The sequence below is a fragment of the Cyanobium sp. Copco_Reservoir_LC18 genome, assembly GCF_009834675.1.
Classification (GTDB): domain Bacteria; phylum Cyanobacteriota; class Cyanobacteriia; order PCC-6307; family Cyanobiaceae; genus Cyanobium; species Cyanobium minutissimum.
Genome location: NZ_ASAC01000003.1, coordinates 33,201 through 54,942, shown reverse-complemented (window position 1 = coordinate 54,942; position 21,742 = coordinate 33,201). Strand labels below are relative to the sequence as shown.

General features: G+C 73.5%; 21 protein-coding genes, 1 tRNA gene and 1 other RNA gene. 16 read left to right on the top strand and 7 right to left on the bottom strand.

Translation table 11 applies throughout. The features are described 5' to 3' along the window. Nucleotides 1–18: 18 nt before the first annotated feature. Genes L107_RS00480 through L107_RS00470 form a run of 3 tightly spaced genes read left to right on the top strand, consistent with a single transcriptional unit; the run spans nucleotide 19 to nucleotide 3,058 of the window. Entirely contained in the window at nucleotides 19–1,197 is a 1,179-nt protein-coding gene (locus L107_RS00480) for an aspartate aminotransferase family protein (protein WP_159816077.1), read from the top strand. Between the two features lie 11 nt (nucleotides 1,198–1,208). After that, nucleotides 1,209–2,513, top strand: coding sequence for a folylpolyglutamate synthase/dihydrofolate synthase family protein (locus L107_RS00475; RefSeq protein WP_159815944.1), 1,305 nt, complete (start codon nucleotides 1,209–1,211; stop codon nucleotides 2,511–2,513). Then, a complete protein-coding gene (locus L107_RS00470) occupies nucleotides 2,510–3,058 on the top strand; it encodes a pentapeptide repeat-containing protein (RefSeq protein ID WP_159815943.1) in 549 nt (182 codons plus the stop codon). The genes L107_RS00475 and L107_RS00470 overlap by 4 nt, the downstream gene beginning before the upstream one ends. A gap of 18 nt (nucleotides 3,059–3,076) precedes the next feature. Here the strand turns inward: L107_RS00470 and L107_RS00465 are convergent, their stop codons facing one another. From L107_RS00465 to L107_RS00455, 3 genes are read right to left on the bottom strand one after another with little or no spacing between them, the layout of a single operon-like run. Then, nucleotides 3,077–4,477, bottom strand: a complete 1,401-nt coding sequence (locus L107_RS00465) for an FAD-binding oxidoreductase (protein WP_159815942.1) — start codon at nucleotides 4,475–4,477, stop codon at nucleotides 3,077–3,079. Further along, entirely contained in the window at nucleotides 4,470–5,744 is a 1,275-nt protein-coding gene (locus L107_RS00460) for an amidohydrolase family protein (RefSeq protein ID WP_159815941.1), read from the bottom strand. Before L107_RS00460 ends, L107_RS00465 begins: the two co-directional genes overlap by 8 nt. Nucleotides 5,745–5,797: 53 nt before the next feature. Next, complete coding sequence (locus L107_RS00455) at nucleotides 5,798–6,232, bottom strand: DUF4359 domain-containing protein (RefSeq protein WP_106220594.1); 435 nt, start codon at nucleotides 6,230–6,232, stop codon at nucleotides 5,798–5,800. Between the two features lie 46 nt (nucleotides 6,233–6,278). On the opposite strand from L107_RS00455, the gene L107_RS00450 reads away from it, so the two are divergent. Further along, nucleotides 6,279–6,351: transfer RNA gene (locus L107_RS00450), tRNA-His, on the top strand. 14 nt (nucleotides 6,352–6,365) lie between these two features. Here L107_RS00450 and L107_RS00445 read toward each other — a convergent pair. Continuing rightward, a complete protein-coding gene (locus L107_RS00445; protein ID WP_159815940.1) occupies nucleotides 6,366–7,445 on the bottom strand; it encodes a DUF1611 domain-containing protein in 1,080 nt (359 codons plus the stop codon). Beyond that, entirely contained in the window at nucleotides 7,432–8,511 is a 1,080-nt protein-coding gene (locus tag L107_RS00440) for a dipeptide epimerase (protein ID WP_159815939.1), read from the bottom strand. Before L107_RS00440 ends, L107_RS00445 begins: the two co-directional genes overlap by 14 nt. A 79-nt stretch (nucleotides 8,512–8,590) precedes the next feature. On the opposite strand from L107_RS00440, the gene miaB reads away from it, so the two are divergent. The 5 genes from miaB (at nucleotide 8,591) to ftsZ (ending at nucleotide 13,752) form a co-directional block, all read left to right on the top strand. After that, nucleotides 8,591–10,000 carry a tRNA (N6-isopentenyl adenosine(37)-C2)-methylthiotransferase MiaB gene (miaB, locus tag L107_RS00435; protein WP_159815938.1) on the top strand — a complete coding sequence of 470 codons (1,410 nt, stop codon included), beginning with the start codon at nucleotides 8,591–8,593 and terminating at the stop codon, nucleotides 9,998–10,000. Between the two features lie 26 nt (nucleotides 10,001–10,026). Continuing rightward, on the top strand, nucleotides 10,027–11,139 hold the full coding sequence (locus L107_RS00430) for a D-alanine--D-alanine ligase family protein (protein ID WP_159815937.1): 1,113 nt from the start codon (nucleotides 10,027–10,029) through the stop codon (nucleotides 11,137–11,139). Then, nucleotides 11,136–11,546, top strand: a complete 411-nt coding sequence (locus L107_RS00425) for a hypothetical protein (RefSeq protein WP_159815936.1) — start codon at nucleotides 11,136–11,138, stop codon at nucleotides 11,544–11,546. The genes L107_RS00430 and L107_RS00425 overlap by 4 nt, the downstream gene beginning before the upstream one ends. Then, nucleotides 11,543–12,436 carry a cell division protein FtsQ/DivIB gene (locus L107_RS00420; protein ID WP_159815935.1) on the top strand — a complete coding sequence of 298 codons (894 nt, stop codon included), beginning with the start codon at nucleotides 11,543–11,545 and terminating at the stop codon, nucleotides 12,434–12,436. Before L107_RS00425 ends, L107_RS00420 begins: the two co-directional genes overlap by 4 nt. A gap of 227 nt (nucleotides 12,437–12,663) precedes the next feature. Continuing rightward, nucleotides 12,664–13,752, top strand: a complete 1,089-nt coding sequence (gene ftsZ / locus L107_RS00415) for a cell division protein FtsZ (protein WP_015108978.1) — start codon at nucleotides 12,664–12,666, stop codon at nucleotides 13,750–13,752. A 70-nt stretch (nucleotides 13,753–13,822) separates the two neighbouring features. Here the strand turns inward: ftsZ and ffs are convergent. Then, nucleotides 13,823–13,919: signal recognition particle sRNA small type (ffs, locus tag L107_RS00410), an RNA gene on the bottom strand. 45 nt (nucleotides 13,920–13,964) lie between these two features. Here ffs and panB point away from each other — a divergent pair. Next, the gene (panB, locus tag L107_RS00405; protein WP_159816076.1) at nucleotides 13,965–14,807 is read left to right on the top strand and encodes a 3-methyl-2-oxobutanoate hydroxymethyltransferase; all 843 of its coding nucleotides are present in this window, start codon (nucleotides 13,965–13,967) and stop codon (nucleotides 14,805–14,807) included. Here the strand turns inward: panB and hemW are convergent. After that, entirely contained in the window at nucleotides 14,719–15,957 is a 1,239-nt protein-coding gene (hemW, locus tag L107_RS00400) for a radical SAM family heme chaperone HemW (protein WP_159815934.1), read from the bottom strand. The two genes, panB and hemW, sit on opposite strands and share 89 nt — an antisense overlap. Before the next feature lie 93 nt (nucleotides 15,958–16,050). Here hemW and L107_RS00395 point away from each other — a divergent pair, with 93 nt between their 5' ends. The 6 genes from L107_RS00395 to cbiB all read left to right on the top strand — a co-directional run bounded on the left by L107_RS00395 (nucleotide 16,051) and on the right by cbiB (nucleotide 21,732). After that, nucleotides 16,051–17,214 (top strand): PIN/TRAM domain-containing protein, encoded by a 1,164-nt coding sequence (locus L107_RS00395; RefSeq protein WP_159815933.1) that lies wholly within the window; start codon nucleotides 16,051–16,053, stop codon nucleotides 17,212–17,214. Nucleotides 17,215–17,245: 31 nt separating this feature from the next. After that, nucleotides 17,246–17,917: an ATP-dependent Clp protease proteolytic subunit gene (locus tag L107_RS00390; RefSeq protein ID WP_159815932.1), complete on the top strand. Its 672-nt coding sequence runs from the start codon at nucleotides 17,246–17,248 to the stop codon at nucleotides 17,915–17,917. A 75-nt stretch (nucleotides 17,918–17,992) separates the two neighbouring features. After that, nucleotides 17,993–18,604 carry an ATP-dependent Clp protease proteolytic subunit gene (locus L107_RS00385; RefSeq protein WP_094587343.1) on the top strand — a complete coding sequence of 204 codons (612 nt, stop codon included), beginning with the start codon at nucleotides 17,993–17,995 and terminating at the stop codon, nucleotides 18,602–18,604. Between the two features lie 53 nt (nucleotides 18,605–18,657). Beyond that, entirely contained in the window at nucleotides 18,658–19,653 is a 996-nt protein-coding gene (gene ilvC / locus L107_RS00380; protein ID WP_159815931.1) for a ketol-acid reductoisomerase, read from the top strand. A gap of 10 nt (nucleotides 19,654–19,663) precedes the next feature. Then, nucleotides 19,664–20,716, top strand: coding sequence for a hypothetical protein (locus L107_RS00375; RefSeq protein ID WP_159815930.1), 1,053 nt, complete (start codon nucleotides 19,664–19,666; stop codon nucleotides 20,714–20,716). Next, on the top strand, nucleotides 20,713–21,732 hold the full coding sequence (gene cbiB / locus L107_RS00370) for an adenosylcobinamide-phosphate synthase CbiB (protein ID WP_159815929.1): 1,020 nt from the start codon (nucleotides 20,713–20,715) through the stop codon (nucleotides 21,730–21,732). Before L107_RS00375 ends, cbiB begins: the two co-directional genes overlap by 4 nt. Nucleotides 21,733–21,742 lie beyond the last annotated feature (10 nt).

Genomic DNA, 21,742 nt, shown 5'->3' with positions numbered 1-21,742 from the left:
CCGCTGGTCGCTCCGGTGATGGACACCTACGGCCGCTATCCCCTGGCGCTGAGCCGGGGCCGCGGCGTCTGGCTCTGGGATGACCAGGGACGGCGCTATCTCGACATGGTGGCCGGCATCGCCGTGTGCACCCTGGGCCACAGCGATCCGGTGCTGCAGCGGCGACTCTGCCGGCAGCTGGGCCGGCTCCAGCACGTCTCCAACCTCTACCGGATTCCGGAGCAGGAGGCCCTGGCCGCGGCGATCACCGCCCGCAGCTGCACCGACCGGGTCTTCTTCTGCAATTCCGGCGCCGAGGCCAACGAGGCCGCCATCAAGCTGGCCCGCAAGCACGGTCACCAGGTGCGCGGCATCGCCGATCCGCTGATTCTCACCGCCGAGGCCAGCTTCCACGGCCGCACCCTGGCGGCGGTGACCGCCACGGGCCAGCCCAAGTACCACCAGGGGTTCGAGCCCATGGTGTCGGGCTTCCGCTACTTCCCCTACAACGACACGGCCGCCTTCGAAGCGTTGCTGGCCTCCTGTGAGGCCGATGGGCCCCGGGTGGCGGCCGTGCTGCTCGAGCCGATCCAGGGCGAGGGCGGGGTCAACCCCGGCGATCCGGCCTTCTTCCGGCGCGTGCGGGAGCTCTGCGATGCCCACCGGATCCTGCTCATCTTCGATGAGGTGCAGATCGGCGTCGGCCGCAGCGGCCACTGGTGGGGCTACCAACAGCTCGGGGTCGAGCCCGACGCCCTGACCATGGCCAAGGGCCTGGGCGGCGGCATCCCCATCGGCGCCCTGGCGGTGAAGGCCGCGGCCGACCACTTCCGCCCCGGCGACCACGCCAGCACCTTCGGCGGCAACCCCTTCGCCTGCCGCGCCGGCCTCACGGTGATCGAGGAGATCGAACGCCGGGGCCTGCTGGAGAAGGTGGCCGCCCACGGTGCCCTGCTCCAGTCCCTGCTCCAGGAGCTGGTGGCCCGGCACCCCGGGCAGCTGGCCGGCGAGCGCGGCTGGGGCCTGCTGCGGGGCCTGGTGCTGAGCGAGGGCGGACCCACGGCTCCGGAGATCGTCAAGGCGGCCATGGCGGAGGGCCTGCTGCTGGTGCCGGCCGGCCCGGGGGTGGTCCGGTTCGTGCCGCCGCTGGTGATCAGGCCCCGGCACCTGCGCAAGGCGGTGAAGCGCCTGGAGAAGGCCCTGCGCAGCCTGGCCTGATCCCTCCGTCCGTGCCGTCCCCGCTGCTGCCCCCCCCGGTCGACCTGGGCGACCTGCTCCAACCCTTCGCCCGCCGCGGCGTCGACCTGGGCCTGGAGCGGCTGGCCGGGGCCCTGGCCGAGGGGGACCACCCGGAGCGGCGCTTCGCGGCCGCCCAGGTGGCCGGCACCAACGGCAAGGGCTCGATCTGCACCTTCCTGCACGCGATCCTGCGGGCCGCCGGCGTGCATGTGGGCACCTACCGCTCCCCCCACCTGGTGAGCTGGTGCGAGCGCATCCAGGTCGATGACGCCTGGATCCCCCCCGCCAGCCTGCGGGACGACCTGGCCCGCTGGCAGCCCATCGGCCGCCGCCACCGGCTCACCCCCTTCGAGCTGATCACGGCGGCGGCCTTCGATCACTTCGCCCGTGAGCGGGTGGATCTGGCGGTGCTGGAGGTGGGCCTGGGGGGTCGGCTCGATGCCACCACCGCCCACCCCCACCGCCCCGTGATCGGCTTCGGGACCATCGGCCTCGACCACCGCGAACACCTCGGCGACACCCTGGCCGCCATCGCCGCCGAGAAGGCCGCCGTGATGGGACCGGGCTGCCGGGCCTTCAGCGCCGCCCAGGAGCCCGAGGCCCGCCGGGTGCTGGAGGCGGAGGCACGCCAGCGCGGCGCCAGCCTGCAGTGGCTGGAGCCCCTGCCCGCCGTGGCCGACGGCGGGCCCCACCTGGGGCTGGCGGGGGAGCTGCAACGCCACAACGGCGCCGTGGCGGTGGCCATGGCCCGGGCCCTGACCGCCCCGGACGGCCCCCTGGCCGGCACGCCCCTGGACGCGGCGGCCATCCGGGCCGGCCTGGCGGCGGCCCGCTGGCCCGGTCGGCTGGAGCGGCACCGCTGGCGGGGCCGCGAGCTGCTGATCGATGGGGCCCACAATCCCCCGGCGGCGGCCGCCCTGCGCCGCGAACTCGACCGGCTTGAGGCTGGGCCGCGCCGCTGGCTGCTGGGCATCCAGCGCCACAAGGAGGGGGCGGTGATGCTGGAGCAGCTGCTGCGCCCCGGCGATCGGGCGGCGGTGGTGGCGGTGCCGGAGCATGTCAGCTGGACACTGGAGGAGCTGGCGGCCGCCTGTCCGGGGAAGGCCGACCAGCTCGAGCCGGCCGGCAGCCTGGCCGCCGGACTGGACAGCCTGCTGCCAGCCGGGCCGCTGCCGGTGGTGGCCGGCTCCCTGTTCCTGCTGGGGGCCGTGCTGCCCCTGTTCGACGCCCCCGAGGCTGACGAAGTCCCCGGGGCGGGCCAGCCTGGAGGGGTCCCCGGCAGCCCCGGTCCATGACGACGGCCCCCGCCTCCGATGCCCCCCCGCCCGCGGGCAGCCCCCGCCGGCCGGGCCTGTGGCTGGCCGTCCCGCTGCTGGGCCTGCTGCTGGGCCTGCTGCTGCTGGCCCCCTCCGGCGCCCTCGCCGACTTCCAGGACCGGGTGGACTACACCCTCACCAACCAGAGCGGCAAGGACTTCAGCGGCCAGCAGCTGGCCGGCAGCTCCTTCGCCGGGGCCACGGGCCGCCAGGCCCGCTTCCGGGACGCGGATCTGCACGGCGCGATCCTCACCCAGGCCGCCTTCCCGGAGGCCGACTTCCATGGCGCCGATCTCAGCGACGCCCTGATGGACAAGGTGGACATGAGCGGCACCGACCTCACCGGCGCGGTGCTGCGGGGAGCGATCGCCTCCGGCAGCAACTTCACCGGCGCCACGGTGACCGATGCGGACTTCACCGATGCCCTGCTCGACCGGGTGGACCAGCGCAACCTCTGCCGCCAGGCCCGGGGCACCAACCCGGTGACCGGCGCCGACACCCGCCTGAGCCTCGACTGCCGCTGATCTTGCACGGGGCGTTCCCTAGCCCGTCCAGCCCCGCAGCTTGCCCGGGTTCATCAGTCCGGCCGGGTCGAAGGCGGCCTTGGCCGCCACCTGATCGGCGTCCACCACCCCCAGGCCGCCATCCTCGACGGTGATCACGTGGGGATCGAAGGGCACCGCCCCCAGCGCGCGGCACTGGGCGACGAGGTCGGCCAGGGCCTCGGGCCCCCGCCAGCGCACCAGGGGCAGGGCCGTCAGGCGGGGCGCCCCCAGGTGGCGCACCGCCTCCAGGTGCCAGAGCACGTCGGTGCCCCAGCGCTCGCGCACGGCCTCCAGCAGGGGCGCCTCCGGCCGGGGCAGCAGCAGCTGCAGGTAGGTCCAGTCCGGTGCCTGGGCCCGCCAGTGCAGGGTGGTGTGGTTCCAGGTGAGCTCCCCCAGGGGCAGGCCCCGCCCCCGACCGGGCTCCGGCCGACGGCCCTGCCAGAGGATCCGGCCGCCCCGGGCCGCCAGCCAGCCCGGCAGGGCCTCGAGGCTGTCGGGGGCGGCATGCAGCAGCAGCCGGTGCTCGCCGGCACCGGCGGCGGGGCAGCCGGCGGGCCAGGGCATGGCCGCCGCCACCGGGGCCTCCAGCAGGCAGAGGGCGTTGAGCAGCAGGGCGGTGGTGGGCAGAGTCCGGGATGCCTCCAGGGCCTCCTGCCAGCGGTCGAACCCCACCACCAGCTGCTCCCAGGCCACGGCTTCGGTGCTGGCCAGCCGCAGGGCGGTGATGATGCCGTTGGTGCCGTAGGCGTGGTTGAGGGGCGCACTGGCGGCGGCGTCAAGCCGCAGCAGCCGCGGCTCGGCCTCCAGCGTCACCACCTCGAGCCCCAGCAGGTGGCCCGGATCCCGCAGGAAGCCCCAGCGCAGGGACCCCAGGCCGCCCGATCCCCCGGCGATGAAGCCCCCGAGGGTGGCGCTGCGGTAGGTGCTGGGCACCATCCGCAGGGCCCGGCCGTGGGCCATCAGCTGGCCATCCAGGTGGGCCAGGGTGCAGCCGCATTCCGCCTCCACCATGCCGGTGGCGGCCTCCACCGAGCGCAGCCGGTTCAGGCCGCCGATATCGAGCACCAGGCCCCCGGCCAGGGGCACGCACTGGCCGTAGTTGCCGGTGCCGGCGCCCCGCACGGTCAGCGGCACCCGGTGGCGGGCGCAGGCCCCGGCCACCGCCATCACCTGCTCCACACGCTCCACCTTCACCGCCAGCTGGGCACGGCGGCCCTTCAGCAGCGGCTCCAGGACGGGGGAATAGTCGTGGAAGTCGGCCGAGAGCCGGCCCAGCTCCGCCGCGGTGAGGATCGGGGTCAGGCCCAGGCCGCTGGCGGCGAGCTCGGCGGCCAGGGCCTGGATCCGTGCCGGATCGGGCGCTGCGGGGAGCTTCCCCGGAAAGGCGGTGTCAGGCATGGCAGGCGGCCAGGGGTGGGCAGGGGTCTTCGCAGGGGGGCGGATCCAGCCAGTGGCCGGCCCGCAGCACCCGCCGCCGGGGGGGGCGGGCCAGCAGTTCGGTCCAGGAGGTGGCCCCCAGCACGACGAGATCGGCCGGAGCCCCCTCCCGCAGCACCCCGTCCCACTCCAGGCCGAGCAGCTGGGCCGCAGCGGTGCTGAAGGGGCTGAGCCCCAGGCGACGCCAGGGCATCAGGTGGCTGGCGGCCAGGCTGAAGCGCAGCAGGGCGATGGGATCGAAATCCCCCCCCGGAAACCAGGGGTCCTGGACATTGTCGGCCCCCACGGCCACGGTCACGCCGGCCTCCTGCAGCTGGCGGATCGGGGCCTGGGGCCGCAGGGACGGGGTGCGGCGATGGTGCTTGGCCAGCAGCCAGAGATTGGTGCTGGGCAGGGCCACCACCCCCACCGCCGCGGCCGCCATCGCCTCCGCCAGGCGGCGGCAGGGCCGGTCGGCCAGCAGGCCCATGCTGCTGGCGTGGCTGCAGGTAAGCGGCACCGCGATGCGGTGCCGCAGCAGCAGCTCACTGACCAGGGCCACGCCCCGACCGTGGTCGTCGGCACTCTCGTCGACGTGCAGATCCACCCCGCAGCCGAGGCGCTCCGCCAGTCGCAGCAGGGCCAGCAGGCCGGCCCGGTCGGCCGGTGTGGAGCGGAAGGGGGCACCGAGCACCCCCCCCAGCAGGCCGCCGCGGGCGGCGACCCAGGCGGCGAAGGCCTCCCCCTCGGCGCTGCGCCAGTGGCCCACCGGCACCAGGGCCACCAGCTGCAGCTCCACCCGGCCGCGCCAGCGGTCGCGCAGCTCCAGCAGCACCTCCCAGCTGGGGGAGGCCCAGGGGCCGAGGCTGTCGATGTGGCTGCGGATCGCCCGCAGGCCGTAGCGCCAGGCCTGATCCAGGGCCCGCTCCCCCCGCCGCCGCACCGCCTCGGCCTGCCGGACGGCCGCCTCCCGGCCGTTCGCCGCCATGGCGCCCGCCATGGTCCCCTCGGGGTTGGGGAACGCCTCGCCGCTGAAGGCCTTGTCGAGGTGGGCATGGGGCTCCACCAGCGGCGTGAGCGCCAGGGGGGCCGCCGGGCCGCCCTCCCCCTCGCCGCCGGAGCCGGCGGCCAGCCCATGGATGGCGCGGATCCGTCCGTCGCCATGCTCCAGCCGCACCGTCACCAGCCCCTGGTCGTCCGCGGCCGGCAGGGGAAGACAGGGATCCAGCAGGAGCCTGGGGATCCGCATCGCTGGCAGGCGACCGGGCGGAAGGGGCGGGCGGCCGGGTGGCGGCGCCCCGCTCACGGCATCGGACTCCCGGGCGCGCTCTCACCGGCGCTGAGGAGCACGAAATGCCCCGCCATCGCCAGGGTGACGGCGTCGTAGCGGGGGATGCTCCAGTTGGGCAGCACCTTCTCACCCCCCAGCCGGGTGCCGTAGATGCTCAGCAGGCCGAAGTTGTAACGGCGTGAATGCTCCCGGGCCAGGCGGCCCAGCACCTTGCGCTGGGAGCGCACCAGCTCCGGACAGTTCTGGATCAGCAACCGGGCCAGCAGCGGCAGCCCCTCGTTGCGGCACAGCTCCTCGCTGGCCAGTTCGGTGAGCTTCTCGGCGGCGAAGTCCTCGAAGGCCGCCGGGCCGGGGTTGGTGACGGCAAGGCCGATCAGGCCCCCCGCGACGGCGGTGAGGCCCAGGAGGCCGGAAACGGTGCGGGTGGCGGTGGTCGGCGGTGGCAAGAGGGGGGGGCCGGCAGGCTCGCTTGATACATTGGCAAAGACCGCGGCGGGCGTCGCCAAGTGGTTAAGGCAGTGGCTTGTGGCGCCACCATTCGGGGGTTCGAGTCCCCTCGCTCGCCCTTCAGGCCCGGCGCTACGGCGTCGGGCTTCTTTCTTGGCTGAACAGCAGCTCCAGCAGGGCCTCGCCACCCTGCCGCACCGGATCGAGACAGGGGAGTCCCGTCTCCCTGGCAGTGGCCGCCAGCGCCGCCGCCGCCGAGGGCCCGTCCAGGTGGGCGGTGTTCAGGGCGATGGCGGCCACCCTGGGGGACGGAGCGGATCCCGCCGGCCGGCCCAGGGCCGCCAGCGCCTCGACGGCGGCGATCACCTGGGGCAGGGGGGGGAGGGGGAAGTCCGCCAGCCGCTGGATCGTGCGCTGGCCGGCACGGTGCACCAGCAGCAGATCGGTGGGCTGGCTGCCGCGGATCAGGGGCAGGGTGGCGCTCGAGCCGGGGTGGCAGAGGGAACCCTGCCCCTCGACCAGCACCAGGGTGTCCGGGCCGCCCCCCTCGGCGGCGGCCAGCACCGCCGCCTCCACCGCTCCGGCCGCGTAGTCGATGCGCACGGCATCGAGGGCCACACCGCCGCCGCTGATCAGGATGCCGGCCTGGCCGGTGCCGACGAAGCGGGCATCGCGGCCGCGGCGCCGGGCGGCGGCCAGCAGCTCCAGGCAGGCGCTCATCTTGCCCACCGACATGTCCGTCCCCACCGCCAGCAGCCGGCGGCCCGGCAGCGCCGCGGCCCGGCCGCTGCCGACACCCAGGCCGGGGGGCTCCCGGCGCAGATCCCAGATCCAGCGGCCCGGCCGCACCAGGGCCGCCAGGGCCGGATCGTCCGCCAGGCGGCTGTGCAGACCGCTGGCCAGCGACAGCCCCGCCGCCAGGGCGGCCGCCACGTCGGCGCCCATGGCCGGCGGCAGCCGGCCGCCGGAGGGGGCGAGGCCCACCACCGCCACCTGGGGGGCGAAGGGCAGGGCCTCCGCCAGGGACCCCACCACCGGCACGGCCCGCTCGATGCCGGTGAGCGCCCGCAGGTCGGCGCCGCGGTGGTCCGGGTCCACCACCGCCACGATCGGGCCGTGGCGGTAGCGCAGCATCGCCAGGCCCGTCTTGCCGCTCAGGTTGTCGAGGCCACCGTGCTGCAGCAGCACGATCGGGACATCAGAGCCGAGCAAGGCCCACCCCCAGTCCCGGGGACGCCCCGGGCACCAGCCGGTCGGCCACCAGGGCCGGACCCACGAACGGGTCGTCCACCAGGTTGAGGTGGCTGTCGAGGTCCGGCCAGCGCACCAGGGGCAGCAGCTGGGCGGCGGCCCCGTTGAGCAGGGCGCTGTCGGAGTAGCAGCCGAGCATCACCCCGAGGCCCAGGCGCCCCGCGGCCCTGGCCATCAGCAGGGCCTCCGCCAGCCCGCCGCTCTTGAGCAGCTTGATGTTCACCCCGTCGACGTAGGGGGCGAGCCGCACCAGATCGGCCAGGTTCCAGCAGCTCTCGTCGGCCACCAGGGCGATGGGGCAGTCGAGCTCCAGGGCGGCGAAGGCGGCGCAGTCGGCCTCCGGATCCTCCAGGGGGGCCAGGGGCTGCTCCACCAGCACCACCCCCTGGGCGTCGAGCCAGCCCAGCATCGGCAGGGCCTGCTCCAGGGTCCAGCCGCCGTTGGCATCCACCTGCAGCTCACCGGCCACCCCATGGCTCTGCCGGCGCCGCTCCAGCGCCCGGGCCACCGCCCGCACCAGGGCCCGGTCGTGGTCGAGACCCTCCGGGCTGCCGAGCTTGAGCTTGATGCGGCTGGCGGGCAGCTGCTGCCACCAGCGCTCCAGCCGCTCCAGCACCGCCGCCTCGCTGCCCAGCCCCAGGGTCACGCTGGTGGGGACGATCGCGCCCCCATCGAGGCCCCAGAGCCGCCACAGGGGCTGGCCCAGCCGCTGCCCCCACCAGTCGTGCAGGGCCAGATCGACGGCGCAGCGGGCCGGGGGCGACAGCGTCTCCAGCAGCGGGGCGAGGGCCTGGAACGGCTCCGGGGTGACGCTCTCGAGCGCCGGCAGGACGGCCTCCAGCTCGGCGGCCAGGTCGTCGCTGCGGAAGGACCGGTGGCCGGTGTCGAAGCCGCCGGTCTCGCCGCGGCCGGTGAGGCCGTCGTGCTCGAGTTCCAGCAGCAGATGCTCGACAGTGGCCGTGGTGCCGCGGCTGATGGCCAGGGGCACCGCCTTGGTGAGGGGAAAGCGGCTCAGGCGGCAGCGCATGCCAGAAAGGGGCCGGGAGGTTCACGCTGCCACAGCCGCCGCGTTGGCGCCGGTGGGGCGATAGCGGAAACTGGATCCCATGACAGCCACCGTTTCCGGCCCCCAGGCCGACCAGGCGCCGTCGGCACGGCGCGGCAGCTATTGGATCACCACCTTCGGCTGCCAGATGAACAAGGCGGATTCCGAGCGCATGGCCGGCATCCTCGAAACCATGGGGTACACCCCCGGCAACGACGAGCACAGCGCCGATCTGGTGCTCTACAACACCTGCACGATCCGGGACAACGCCGAGCAGAAGGTCTACAGCTATCTGGGGCGGCAGGCCCAGCGCAAGCGGGCCAATCCCGGCCTCACCCTCGTGGTGGCCGGCTGCGTGGCCCAGCAGGAGGGGGAGTCCCTGCTGCGGCGGGTGCCGGAGCTGGATCTGGTGATGGGCCCCCAGCACGCCAACCGCCTCGAGGCGCTGCTCACCCGGGTGGAGACCGGCCAGCAGGTGGTGGCCACCGACGAGCACCACATCCTCGAGGACATCACCACCGCCCGGCGGGACAGCGCCGTCTGCGCCTGGGTGAACGTCATCTACGGCTGCAACGAGCACTGCACCTACTGCGTGGTGCCCTCGGTGCGGGGCCGGGAGCAGTCACGCCTGCCCGAGGCGATCCGGCTGGAGATGGAGGGTCTGGCGGCCCGGGGCTACCGGGAGGTCACCCTGCTGGGGCAGAACATCGATGCCTACGGCCGCGACCTGCCGGGCATCACCGCCGAGGGCCGGCGGGCCCACACCCTCACCGATCTGCTGCGGTCGGTGCACGATGTGCGGGGCCTGGAGCGCATCCGCTTCGCCACCAGCCACCCCCGCTACTTCACCGACCGTCTCATCGACGCCTGCGCCGACCTGCCCAAGGTCTGCGAGCACTTCCACATCCCCTTCCAGAGCGGCGACGACGACGTGCTGCGGGCCATGGCCCGGGGCTACACCGTGGAGCGCTACCGGCGGATCATTGATCGCATCCGCCAGCGCCTCCCCGATGCGGCCATCAGCGCCGATGTGATCGTGGCCTTCCCCGGCGAAACCGAGGCCCAGTTCCGCCGCACCCTGGCGCTGATCGCCTCGATCGGCTTCGACCAGGTCAACACCGCCGCCTACTCGCCGCGGCCGGGGACGCCGGCGGCCGACTGGCCCGACCAGCTGCCGGAGGCGGTGAAGGTGGAACGGCTCCAGGAGCTCAACGCCCTGGTGGAGCGGGTGGCCACGGAGCGCAGCGCCCGCTACCTGGGGCGGCGGGAGCAGGTGCTGGCCGAGGGGGTCAACCCCCGCGACCCGGCCCAGCTGATGGGTCGCACGCGCACCAACCGGCTCACCTTCTTCGCCGCCGACCCCGGCGATGGCCGCCCCTTCGCCCCCGGCGACCTGGTGGACGTGGAGATCGAGACGGTGCGGCCGTTCAGCCTCAGCGGCCGGCCCCTGGGCCGGGGCGGGATTCGCTGATACGTTTGGCCCTCTTCCCTGTGCCGATGGCTCCCTCCCCCACCCGCGTCGGCCTGGTGTTCGGGGGGGCCTCCGGCGAGCACGCCGTCTCGATTCTCTCCGCCCGCACCGTGCTCCGGGGACTGCGCAGCGGGGCCAATGGCGAGCGGTACCGGGTCAGCAGCTTCTACATCGATCGCGGCGGCCGCTGGTGGCCCGGCGCCGTGGCCACCGCCGTGCTGGAGCGGGGAGTGCCGGCCGAGCCCGGGGATCTGCCGGGAGCGGCGCTGCCGGGGGGCTTCCGGGGTTTTCCCGAGGGCGCCCTGGAGATCGAGGTGTGGTTCCCGGTGCTCCACGGCCCCAACGGGGAGGACGGCACGATCCAGGGACTGTTCACCCTGATGGGGGTGCCCTACGTGGGTTCCGGGGTGCTGGGATCGGCCCTGGGGATGGACAAGCAGGCCATGAAGGCCGCCTTCGCCGCCGCCGGCCTGCCCCAGGTGCCCTACGCCTGCGTCGCCGCCCACGAGCTGGGCGCCGCCGGCGGTCCGGAAGGCCTGCTGGAGCGGCTGGAGAGCAGCCTCGGCTACCCCTGCTTCGTCAAGCCGGCCAACATGGGCTCCTCGGTGGGCATCAGCAAGGCCAGCGACCGTGCCGGCCTGCTGCGGGGTCTTGAGCTGGCCGCGGACCTCGACCGGCGCCTGGTGGTGGAGCAGGGCGTCCAGGCCCGGGAGCTTGAGTGCGCCGTGCTGCGGCGGCCCGGGGGCCCGGGCGACGGCCTCAGCGCCTCGGTGCTGGGGGAGATCCGCTTCGACGCCGACTGGTACGACTACGTGACCAAGTACAGCGAAGGCCACAGCCACACCGTCATCCCCGCGCCCGTGGACGAGGCGGTGAGCGAGCGGGCCCGGGCCATGGCGCTGGCCGCCTGCCGGGCGGTGGACGCCGGCGGGCTGGCCCGGGTCGACTTCTTCTACGACGAGGCCACGGGCGATCTCTGGCTGAACGAGATCAACACCCTGCCGGGCTTCACCAGCCAGAGCATGTACCCGATGCTGTGGGAAGCCAGTGGATGTCCTCTCCCCGACCTGGTGCACCAATTGGTGCTGGGCGCGGGAGGATCGGGGCTCCGGATGAACGTGGAAGGAACGGCGCCGTGATCCATGGCCTGCTCTGGCTGCCCCTGCTGGGCGCCTTTGTGCTTCTGGTGGCCCTCGGCTGGGTCGAGCGGCGGCGCCAGCAGCTGTTCCGCGAGTGGGCCAGCGGTGCCGAGCTCGCCAAGCTGGACGGCTGCGGGGCCGCCCGGCTGGTCGACGGGGAGCTGAGCTGGAGCCGGTTCGTGGCCGGCAGTTTCCAGCCGGTGGGACGCTTCACCATCAAGCAGCTGGAAATGGTCGAGCTGCTCTCCCTCAGCTCCGGGGAGGCCCCCCTGACCGAGGAGAGCGAAGGGGCCTGCCGCCTGCGGCTGGTGGGGGGCGGCCAGCAGGAGGAGCTGCCCTTCTCCGATGCCCGCCGGGCGCGCACCTGGATGGATGAACTCATGGCCCGCTCCCGCTGCGAGCTGTGAAGCGGATCCCCTCTTCGCGGGGAGCCCCCCCCTCACCGGGAGCTCCGCTGCCGCCAGGGGTCCTGCGCCGCAAGGAACTGCGCCGTCAGCGCCGCAGCGAGCGGCTGCGCCAGCTGTGGCGGATCCTGGTCTTCAGCGCCATGTCCGTCGGCCTGGGCTACGTGCTGCTGCGGCAGGGCTGGACCCTGCGGGAACCGAACCAGGTGGAGGTGCTCGGCAGCGCCGTGGTCAGCCGCGACCAGGTGATCGCAGCGGCGGGCCTGCGCTTTCCCCAGCCCCTGATGGGCCTCCAGCCCCGCCTGGTGGCCAGTGACCTGATGGGGGCCCTGCCGGTGGAGCAGGTGAAGGTGAGCCGGCTGATGCTGCCGCCGCGGCTGCGGGTGGAGCTGAAGGACCGGGAGGCGGTGGCCCGGGCGGTGCGGCGCACCGACCGCGGCCCGGAGATGGGCTTCGTCGACGGCCTCGGCAACTGGATCAGCATCCGCCAGCACATGGGCATCCGCAGCCAGGGGGACCTGTCCCTGCTGGTGGTCGGCTGGAACGCCCGCCACCGGGCCGTGCTGGCCCAGGTGCTCAAGGAACGGGAGGTGCTCGGCCCCGGCCTGAGGGAGATCCGCTTCGAGCCGGACGGCAGCCTCTGGCTCACCACCACCCAGCTGGGCCGGGTGCGGCTGGGCCCCCCGGACGCCCGGCTGCCCCGGCGACTCGAGGTGGTCGCCCACCTCAGCCGCACCCTGCCGGCCACCATGAAGGGCGCCCGGCCCCAGCTGATCGACCTGACCGACCCGGAGCAGCCGGAGCTCAGCCTGGGGGCCCGGGGGGCAAGCGGCGCAGCGGCCCGGCCGGCACCTCCCGCTGCCCCGGCGCCCCGTCCCGCCGGCACCCAGTGAGACCGCCGCTGGAGCCGGCGGCACCCCCACAGGCCGCCAGACAATCCTCACAGGCCGTTGCGCCCTGCTGAGATTCGGTCCAATGTGATCTATCGGCAACTCTGGCTGAGCTGGCCACCGACATAATGCAGCCGCAGATCAACGGCCACACTCCCCCTCCCGCGATGTCGCGCGATCAGGACCGCCCTTACCACGTCGATCTTTCGTCCCCGCAGGAGCCCCACGCGATGAGCCAGATCTCGCCCAGCAGCAACGGGATCGTCCCGAGCCAGTCGGCCCGGATCGAGGTGATCGGCGTGGGGGGAGGCGGCAGCAACGCGGTCAACCGGATGATCGCCACCGACCTCAACGGGGTGGGCTACCGGGTGCTCAACACCGACGCCCAGGCCCTGCTGCAGTCGGCGGCGGGCCAGCGCATCCAGCTGGGCCAGAAGCTCACCCGGGGGCTGGGGGCCGGCGGCAACCCGGTGATCGGCCAGAAGGCGGCGGAGGAGTCCCGGGCCGACCTGCAGCAGTCCCTGGAGGGGGCCGACCTGGTCTTCATCGCCGCCGGCATGGGCGGCGGCACCGGCACCGGCGCGGCGCCGATCGTGGCCGAGGTGGCCAAGGAGTGCGGCGCCCTCACCGTGGGCATCGTCACCAAACCCTTCGGCTTCGAGGGCCGCAAGCGGCTGCGCCAGGCGGAGGAGGGCATCGCCCGCCTGGCCGAGCATGTCGACACCCTGATCATCATTCCCAACGACCGCCTGCGGGACGCCATCGCCGGCGCGCCGCTCCAGGAGGCCTTCCGCGCCGCCGACGATGTGCTGCGGATGGGCGTCAAGGGCATCACCGACATCATCACCAGGCCCGGGCTGGTGAACGTCGACTTCGCCGACATCCGCTCGGTGATGGCCGATGCCGGCACCGCCCTGCTGGGGATCGGCGTGGGCTCCGGCCGTTCCCGGGCCATCGAGGCGGCCCAGGCCGCCATGAGCAGCCCCCTGCTGGAGTCGGCCCGCATCGACGGGGCCAACGGCTGCGTCATCAACATCAGCGGCGGCAAGGACATGACCCTGGAGGACATGACCACCGCCTCGGAGGTGATCTACGACGTGGTCGATCCCGACGCCAACATCATCGTGGGGGCGGTGGTGGACGAATCGCTGGAGGGGGAGATCCACGTCACGGTGATCGCCACCGGCTTCCAGAGCGGCGGTCACTACCGGCCGGAGCGTCCCGCCGCCAGCTTCGCCGACACCCTCACCCACACGCCGGAGGAGCGGGGAGCCATGATCCCGCCCTTCCTGATCAACCGCCAGAACCGGGTCGACTGAGCCACAAGCTGGCCCCGAAGCCGGTCAGGGCGATGGTTCAGCGCGGCTTGAAGGGGGCCATTGTGAAGAGGGTGACCCGGAATCCACGCCTGCCCTGAGCATCCCGTGTGGCTGCTCCCTTCCGGTCCTGACCAGATTTGGGCGTCAGAGCCGCGTGGGTCCGAGTCGGGTCGATGCTAGCAATGCCCCCTGCGATCCCCCGTGCCGTGCCCCTGCGACCCGCTGATCTGACACGGCGCAAGCAGGCGGGCCTGCCGATCACCGTGCTCACCGCCTGGGATGCCCTCTCCGCCGCCGTGGTGGCCGGCGCCGGGGTGGATGCGGTGCTAGTGGGCGACTCCCTGGCAATGGTGGTGCTCGGTCACGCCACCACCCTGCCGGTGACGCTCGAGGAGATGCTCCACCACTGCCGCGCCGCCGGCCGGGGCCTGGCGGCGGCGGCCCCCCAGGATCCGCCCCTGCTGATCTGCGACCTCCCCTTCCTCAGCTACCAGTGCGGCGCCGATGCGGCCGTGGCGGCGGCGGGCCGGGTGCTGAAGGAGACCCCCGCCGTGGCGGTCAAGCTGGAGGGCGCCGAACCCGAGACCCTGGCGGTGATCGACCGGATGGTGCGCAGCGGCATTCCGGTGATGGGCCACCTGGGGCTGACCCCCCAGTCGGTGCACCAGCTGGGCTACCGGCGCCAGGCCGGCGATCCGGTCAGCCAGGAGCGGCTGCGGCGGCGGGCCCGGGCCCTGCAGGAGGCCGGCTGCTTCGCCCTGGTGCTCGAGCACGTGCCGGCGGAGCTGGCCGCGGAGCTGAGCGGCGAGCTGGCGGTGCCGGTGATCGGCATCGGCGCCGGCGACGGCTGCGACGGCCAGGTGCGGGTGACGGCCGACCTGCTGGGGCTTACCACCCGCCAGCCCCCCTTCAGCCCGCCGCTGATGCAGGGCCGGGCCCTGGCGGTGGAGGTCCTGGGCCGCTGGGTCAGGGAACAGGGGCCGGCTGCGCCCGGGGCGAGGGCCGTTCCAGCTCCTGCCACCAGGCCAGCATCTCCCGCAGCACCCCATTGCTGAGGGCCAGCCCCTGCGGATCCGCCAGCCGCCAGCGGGGCCCCTCGACGCGCAGCAGGCCGCGCCGCTCATAGTCCCCGAGCCGCGCCCGCAGCCCGTCGAGGAGCGCGGGGGCCAGGCGCTCCTGGCGGGCGAGCCGCTCCAGGTTCACCCCCTCCCGGCAGCGCAGGCCCACCATCAGGCGCTCGTCGAAGGGCATGCCCTCCCCCTCCTCGCCCCCCGGCTGCACGCCTCCCTGCGCCGCGCCCCCTTCCCCGGCGCCGACCGCCTCGGCGTAGCCGGCCCGGGTGCGGGGATGGGCCCGGCGGCGACCGCGGGGGGCGCCGGTGGCGCCCATGCCGAACCCCCACCAGCCGGCACCGCTCCAGTAGACGCGGTTGTGGCGTGAGGCGTGGCCGGGCAGGGCGTAATTGGACACCTCGTAGTGGCCGTAGCCGGCGGCACTGAGCCGGCTCCAGGTCAGGTCCATCAGGTCGGCGGCCAGATCCTCCGGTGGCAGCTCGAGCTGCCCCAGGGCCAGACGCCGCTCGAAGACGGTGCCCGGCTCGATGCTGAGGTCGTACACCGACAGGTGGGGGGGCTCCAGGGCGATGGCTTCGGCCAGCTGGCCGTCCCAGTGGCCCAGGCCCTGCCGGGGCAGCCCCTGGATCAGGTCCAGGCTCCAGCTGGCCAGCTCCCCCCGGCGCCGGGCCTGGCGCAGCCAGCCGGCCGCCTCCCGCAGGTCCACCCCCCGGTGGCGCCGGCCCAGGTCCGCCAGCACCCGGTCATCGAAGCTCTGGCCCCCCAGGCTGACCCGGTTGATGCCGGCGGCCAGGTAGTCCGCCAGGCGGTCCTCATCGAAGCTGGCCGGATCCAGCTCCAGGCTGAGCTCCGCCCCCGGCGCCAGTCCGTAGCGACGCTCCAGCGCCTCCAGGATGCCGGCCACCTGGGCGCCGGTCAGCATCGAGGGGGTGCCGCCCCCGAGGTAGACGGTCGCCAGGGGTGGGCCGGCCGGGGAGCCGGCGATCTCCCGGTGCAGCAGAAGCAGGTAGGCGGCGATGGAGCCGGAGGAGGCCCCATCGGCCCTGTCGCCGAGGGGCACCACCGGGAAATCGCAGTAGAAGCAGCGGCGATGACAGAAGGGAATGTGGACGTAGGCGGATCGGGGATCCATCACGGGCGGTAATCCCTGGGACCCAAACGGCGGAAGATCGGCCAAGCTTCTTTCCATACCTGCCGGGCGGCCGAGGCGTCGGGACTTCGAAGCATGGTGGACACCCTCATCTTGCTGCTGTTCCTGATCTCAGGGGCAGCCACCGGCTGGCTCGGGGTTGACCTGCTGCCGGAACAGCTGCTGCTGGAGGTGACCAACCAGGAGGGCCTGCGTTCGGTGATGGGGGGCTTCGGCGGCTTCTTCGGCCTGATCGCCGGCATCTTCTTCCAGCAGCTGCGGCGGCGCCTGATGGCCCAGGTGCGCAGCATGCCCACCGACCTGCTGATCAGCCGGGCGGTGGGCCTGATCCTGGGCCTGCTGGTGGCCAACCTGCTGCTGGCGCCGATCCTGCTGCTGCCCCTGCCCTGGGAAGTGGTGCTGGTGAAGCCGCTGGCGGCGGTGCTCAGCAACGTCTTCTTCGGGGTGCTGGGGTACAACCTGGCGGAGGTGCACGGCCGCACCCTGCTGCGCCTGTTCAACCCGGCCAGCACCGAGGCCCTGCTGGTGGCCGACGGGGTGCTGCTGCCCGCGACCGCCAAGATCCTCGACACCAGCGTCATCATCGACGGCCGCATCCGGGGCCTGCTGGCCTCCGGGCTCCTGGAGGGTCAGGTGATCGTCGCCCAGGCCGTGATCGATGAGCTCCAGGCCCTGGCCGACTCCTCCAACGGTGAGAAGCGGGCCAAGGGGCGGCGGGGGCTGAAGCTGCTCACCGAGCTGCGGGAGAACTACGGCCGCCGCCTGGTGGTCAACAGCACCCGCTACAGCGGCAACGGTGCCGACGACAAACTGCTCAAGCTCACCGCCGACACCGGCGGCACCCTGCTCACCGCCGACTTCAACCTGGCCCAGGTGGCCCAGGTGCAGGAGCTGCGGGTGCTGAACCTCAGCGAACTGGTCATCGCCCTGCGGCCCGAGGTGCAGCCGGGCGATGGCCTGCAGCTCAAGATCGTGCGTGAGGGCAAGGAGGCCGACCAGGGCGTCGGCTACCTGGAGGACGGCACCATGGTGGTGGTGGAGGATGCCCGGCGCCGCATCGGCGAGCGGCTGCCCGTCACCGTCACCGGCGCCCTGCAGACCCCCACCGGCCGCATGGTCTTCGCCCGCTGCGACCGCAGCCCCGAACGGCCCGCCGAGCGGGGCAACGGCCGGGCTGCCGACAAGCAGGGCGGGAAACCCGTCGCCCTGCAGGAGCACCAGCCTCCTGGCCCCGGCTAGGCTCCTGCCTCACGACTGCTGGTGAGCGCGGATGACGGTGTCGGCCCCCTATTACGGCGATTCCGCGGTGATGCGCACACCGCCGCCGGATCTGCCGTCCCTGCTGCTCAAGGAGCGGATCGTCTATCTGGGGCTGCCCCTCTTCTCCGACGACGACGCCAAGCGCCAGATGGGCATCGACGTCACCGAGCTGATCATTGCCCAGCTGCTCTACCTGGAGTTCGACAACCCGGAGAAGCCGATCTTCTTCTACATCAACTCCACCGGCACCAGCTGGTACTCGGGCGATGCGATCGGCTTCGAGACCGAAGCCTTCGCCATCTGCGACACCCTGCGCTATGTCAAGCCGCCCGTGCACACCATCTGCATCGGCCAGGCCATGGGCACCGCCGCCATGATCCTCTCGGCCGGCACCAAGGGCCAGCGGGCCGCCCTGCCCCACGCCTCGATCGTGCTGCACCAGCCCCGCTCCGGTGCCCGCGGCCAGGCCAGCGACATCCAGATCCGGGCGAAGGAAGTGCTGCACAACAAGCACAGCATGCTGGAGATCCTCTCGGAGAACACGGGCAAGAGCATCGATGAGCTCTCCCGCGACTCCGACCGCATGACCTACCTCACCGCCGAGGAGGCCATGGCCTACGGCCTGATCGACCGGGTGCTGACCAGCCGCAAGGACCTGCCGACGCCCGCCCCGGTGGGCTGAGCACCGCCCCCCGGCCTCCGGCCACCCCTCTCCACCTCCTCCCTCTCTCCGGCTCCGAACGGGAGCCTTCCCGCCATGCCCATCGGCACCCCCAGCGTTCCCTACCGCCTCCCCGGCAGCCAGTACGAGCGCTGGGTCGACATCTACACCCGCCTCGGGGTGGAGCGGATCCTGTTCCTGGGCCAGGAGGTGACCGACGGGATCGCCAACAGCCTGGTGGCCCAGATGCTGTACCTCGACTCCGATGACAGCTCCAAGCCGATCTACCTGTACATCAACTCGCCGGGTGGCTCGGTGACCGCCGGCCTGGCGATCTACGACACCATGCAGTACGTCAAATCCGACGTGGTGACGATCTGCGTCGGGCTGGCGGCCTCCATGGGCGCCTTCCTGCTGGCGGCCGGCACTAAGGGCAAGCGGCTCGCCCTGCCCCACAGCCGGATCATGATCCACCAGCCCCTGGGCGGCACCAGCCAGCGCCAGGCCAGCGACATCGAGATCGAGGCGCGGGAGATCCTGCGCATCAAGGACATGCTCAACCAGTCCCTGGCCGGGATGTGCGGCCAGTCCCTGGAGAAGGTCACCAAGGACACCGACCGCGACTACTTCCTCAGCGCCGCCGAAGCCAAGGAGTACGGGCTGATCGACCGGGTGATCGCCCACCCCTCGGAGGCCTCCGGCGGCTGAGGCCCGTGCGGACGCACACCTAAAGTCTGCGTTTGCCCTGCCCGCCGCCCGGAATGGCCCAGCTCTTCTACGACTCCGACGCCGACCTCGGCCTGCTGACCGGCAAGACGGTGGCCATCATCGGCTACGGCTCCCAGGGCCATGCCCATGCCCTGAACCTCAAGGACAGCGGCATCAACGTGGTGGTGGGCCTCTACGACGGCAGCCGCTCGGCCGCCAAGGCCCGGGCCGACGGCCTTGAGGTGCTGAGCGTGGCCGACGCCTGCGCCAAGGCCGACTGGATCATGGTGCTGCTGCCGGATGAGGCCCAGAAGGCCGTCTACGCCGCCGAGATCGCCCCCCACCTCAGCGCCGGCAAGGTGCTGAGCTTCGCCCACGGCTTCAACATCCGCTTCGGGCTGATCGAGCCCCCCGCCGATGTGGACGTGGTGATGATCGCCCCCAAGGGCCCCGGTCACACCGTGCGCTGGGAGTACCAGAACGGCCAGGGCGTGCCCGCCCTGTTCGCCATCCAGCAGGACGCCTCCGGCCATGCCCGCGAGCTGGCGATGGCCTACGCCAAGGGCATCGGCGGCACCCGCGCCGGCATCCTCGAAACCAACTTCAAGGAGGAGACCGAAACCGACCTCTTCGGTGAGCAGGCGGTCCTCTGCGGCGGTCTGAGTGAACTGGTGAAGGCCGGTTTCGAGACCCTGGTGGAAGCGGGCTACCAGCCCGAGCTGGCCTACTTCGAATGCCTCCACGAGGTGAAGCTGATCGTCGACCTGATGGTCAAGGGCGGCCTCACCGCCATGCGCGACTCGATCTCCAACACCGCCGAGTACGGCGACTACGTCAGCGGCCCCCGGCTGATCACCGCCGACACCAAGGCGGAGATGCGGCGCATCCTGGCCGACATCCAGGACGGCACCTTCGCCCGCAACTTCGTGGCCGAGTGCGAGGCGGGCAAGCCCGAGATGGCCAAGGCCCGCGAACGCGATGCCGCCCATCCGATCGAGCAGGTGGGCAAGGGTCTGCGCTCCATGTTCAGCTGGCTCAAGGCGGCCTGATCCCCAGCCCATGCGCCGGCGCCTGCTGACCCTCGCCTGGAGCAGCGGCCAGGCCAGCGGCACCCTGGCCATCGGCGCCACCGCCTGGCTGCTCAGCGGCCTCACCCCGTCGCCGCTGGTGAACGGGGTGCTGCTGGCCGTGGCCACCCTGCCGCTGCTGCTGCCCCTGCCCCAGCGGATCCGGCCCGGCTACCTGCTCCAGCTGCTCGGCCTGCTGCTGCTGCTGGCGGTGGCGACGGGCCTGCTGGGCCGCTCCGTTCTCGCCCCCCTGCTGGCCATCGCCCTGCTGGCGGTGGGGCTGCGGCTGGCCCAGGACCCGCTGCAACGCCAGATCCATGGCCGCTGGGCCGTGCCGAACGGCGAGCTGCGGGCGGGAGCCGAGGCGGGCCGCCTGGCGGGCAGCCTGCTGACGGCCCTGCTGTTTCCCATCGGCAAGGCCCTGCTCCAGTTCGGCGGCGCCCTGGTGCTGCTGCTGCCCCTGGCGCCGCTGGTCGGGGCCCTGCGGGCCGGCGGCCACCCGGAGGAGCGGCGGCACGAGGGTGAAGCGGCGGAGCCGGCCCCCTGGCGCCTGGAGCCGGGCGGGGTGCTGCAGGGGCTGCTGCTCGGGGGCCTGTTCGCCCTGCTGCCCCTGTGGGTGCGCCAGCAGGCGGCGGGCAGCTGCTTCGATTTCGGCCTGCTGCTGACGGCCTACGGCCTGGGGCGGACCGGCGCCGAAGCCTGGGGCCTGCGGCTGCCGCCGCGCCTGCCCTACCTGCTGATGGCCGCCCTGCTGCTGGCGACCCAGTTCGTCGGCGGCTGGGGGGCCGTGCTGCTGTTCGTGCCCTTCGGCCTGCTGGCGGCCGTGGCCGATGCCCGCCTGGCCCTCGGCGTCGATCCGGCCGGCGACCTGCAGCAGAACTGGAGCGTCCTGGAGCGGTCCTCGGCCCTGGGGGGCCTGGCCGGCAGTCTGGGGATGGGCCTGATCGCCCAGCTGATCGGCCTGGGCGGCAGCCTGCCGATCCAGCTGGCGGCCTTCCTGGGGGCAGGTCTGCTGCTGCCCCTGCTGCAGCGCCGCCGGCCTTGAGCCTCGCCCTGCTTGTGCTGCTCGCCTGCGGGCTCGACCGGCTGCTGGGGGACCCCCTCTGGTCGCCGCACCCCGTCCAGGTGATGGGCGTCGCCATCACCGGCCTGCGCCGGGCGGTGGAGGCCTGGGCCGGCGACGCCCCCCGACGCCTGCGGCTGGGGGGTCTGCTGCTCACCCTGCTGGTGGTGGGCGCCAGCGGCCTGGCGGGCTGGGGCCTGGAGGTCCTGGCCCGGCGGATCCCTGCCGTCGGGGTCCCCCTGCTGGTGCTGGGCCTGGCCAGTGCCCTGGCGGGGGGCAGCCTGGGGCGGGCGGTGCGGGCCGTGCTGGTGGCCCTGCCCGACCTGCCCCTGGCCCGCTCGCGCCTGGCCCGGATCGTGGGCCGCCAGGTGAGCCACCTGCCGGAGGCGGAGATCCTGCGGGCCGCCGCCGAAACCGCCGCCGAAAACGCCGTTGACGGCCTGTTCGCCCCCCTGTTCTGGATGCTGGCCGGGGCGGCCCTGCTGCAGCTGGGGCCGGCCCCGCCGGCGTCACCCCTGCCGGGCCCCCTGGCCCTGGCCTGGGGTTTCAAGGCCGCCAGCACCCTGGATTCGATGCTGGGTTACCGCCACGGACGGCTGCGCTGGCTGGGCACCGCCGGTGCCCGCCTCGACGACCTGCTCACCTGGCTGCCCACCCGGCTGGTGGCCCTCAGCCTGCCCCTGGCGGCGGGCCGGCCCGGGCGGACGCTCCCCTGGCTGCGGGCGGCCCTGCGGGACGGGGCCCCTGACCCCTCCCCCAACGCCGGCGTCTCGGAGGCGGCCTTCGCCCACGCCGCCGGGGTGCGCCTGGGCGGGGCCAACGCCTACGCCGACGGGGTGCGCATCAAGCCGATCCTGGCCGCGGCAGGGCGCCCCGCCGACCGGGAAGGGGTGGAGCGGATCCTGACCCTGGGCGATCGGCTGGAGCTGCTGTGGCTGCTGCTCACCCTGCCGGCCCTGGCCCTGCTCGGCGCCGGATGGCCACCCTCGCTGCGGTGAAGGGACGGAG

Bases quoted from the DNA above. Each gene is read 5' to 3' on its own strand.
- L107_RS00430 (WP_159815937.1), top strand. From the start codon at position 10,027: ATGGCTCCCTCCCCCACCCGCGTCGGCCTGGTGTTCGGGGGGGCCTCC.
- L107_RS00470 (WP_159815943.1), top strand. From the start codon at position 2,510: ATGACGACGGCCCCCGCCTCCGATGCCCCCCCGCCCGCGGGCAGCCCC.
- ilvC (WP_159815931.1), top strand. From the start codon at position 18,658: ATGGCCCAGCTCTTCTACGACTCCGACGCCGACCTCGGCCTGCTGACC.
- L107_RS00465 (WP_159815942.1), bottom strand. From the start codon at position 4,477: ATGCCTGACACCGCCTTTCCGGGGAAGCTCCCCGCAGCGCCCGATCCG.
- ftsZ (WP_015108978.1), top strand. From the start codon at position 12,664: ATGAGCCAGATCTCGCCCAGCAGCAACGGGATCGTCCCGAGCCAGTCG.
- L107_RS00480 (WP_159816077.1), top strand. From the start codon at position 19: ATGGACACCTACGGCCGCTATCCCCTGGCGCTGAGCCGGGGCCGCGGC.
- L107_RS00460 (WP_159815941.1), bottom strand. From the start codon at position 5,744: ATGCGGATCCCCAGGCTCCTGCTGGATCCCTGTCTTCCCCTGCCGGCC.
- miaB (WP_159815938.1), top strand. From the start codon at position 8,591: ATGACAGCCACCGTTTCCGGCCCCCAGGCCGACCAGGCGCCGTCGGCA.
- hemW (WP_159815934.1), bottom strand. From the start codon at position 15,957: ATGGATCCCCGATCCGCCTACGTCCACATTCCCTTCTGTCATCGCCGC.
- L107_RS00395 (WP_159815933.1), top strand. From the start codon at position 16,051: ATGGTGGACACCCTCATCTTGCTGCTGTTCCTGATCTCAGGGGCAGCC.
- L107_RS00390 (WP_159815932.1), top strand. From the start codon at position 17,246: ATGACGGTGTCGGCCCCCTATTACGGCGATTCCGCGGTGATGCGCACA.
- L107_RS00385 (WP_094587343.1), top strand. From the start codon at position 17,993: ATGCCCATCGGCACCCCCAGCGTTCCCTACCGCCTCCCCGGCAGCCAG.
- L107_RS00375 (WP_159815930.1), top strand. From the start codon at position 19,664: ATGCGCCGGCGCCTGCTGACCCTCGCCTGGAGCAGCGGCCAGGCCAGC.
- L107_RS00440 (WP_159815939.1), bottom strand. From the start codon at position 8,511: ATGCGCTGCCGCCTGAGCCGCTTTCCCCTCACCAAGGCGGTGCCCCTG.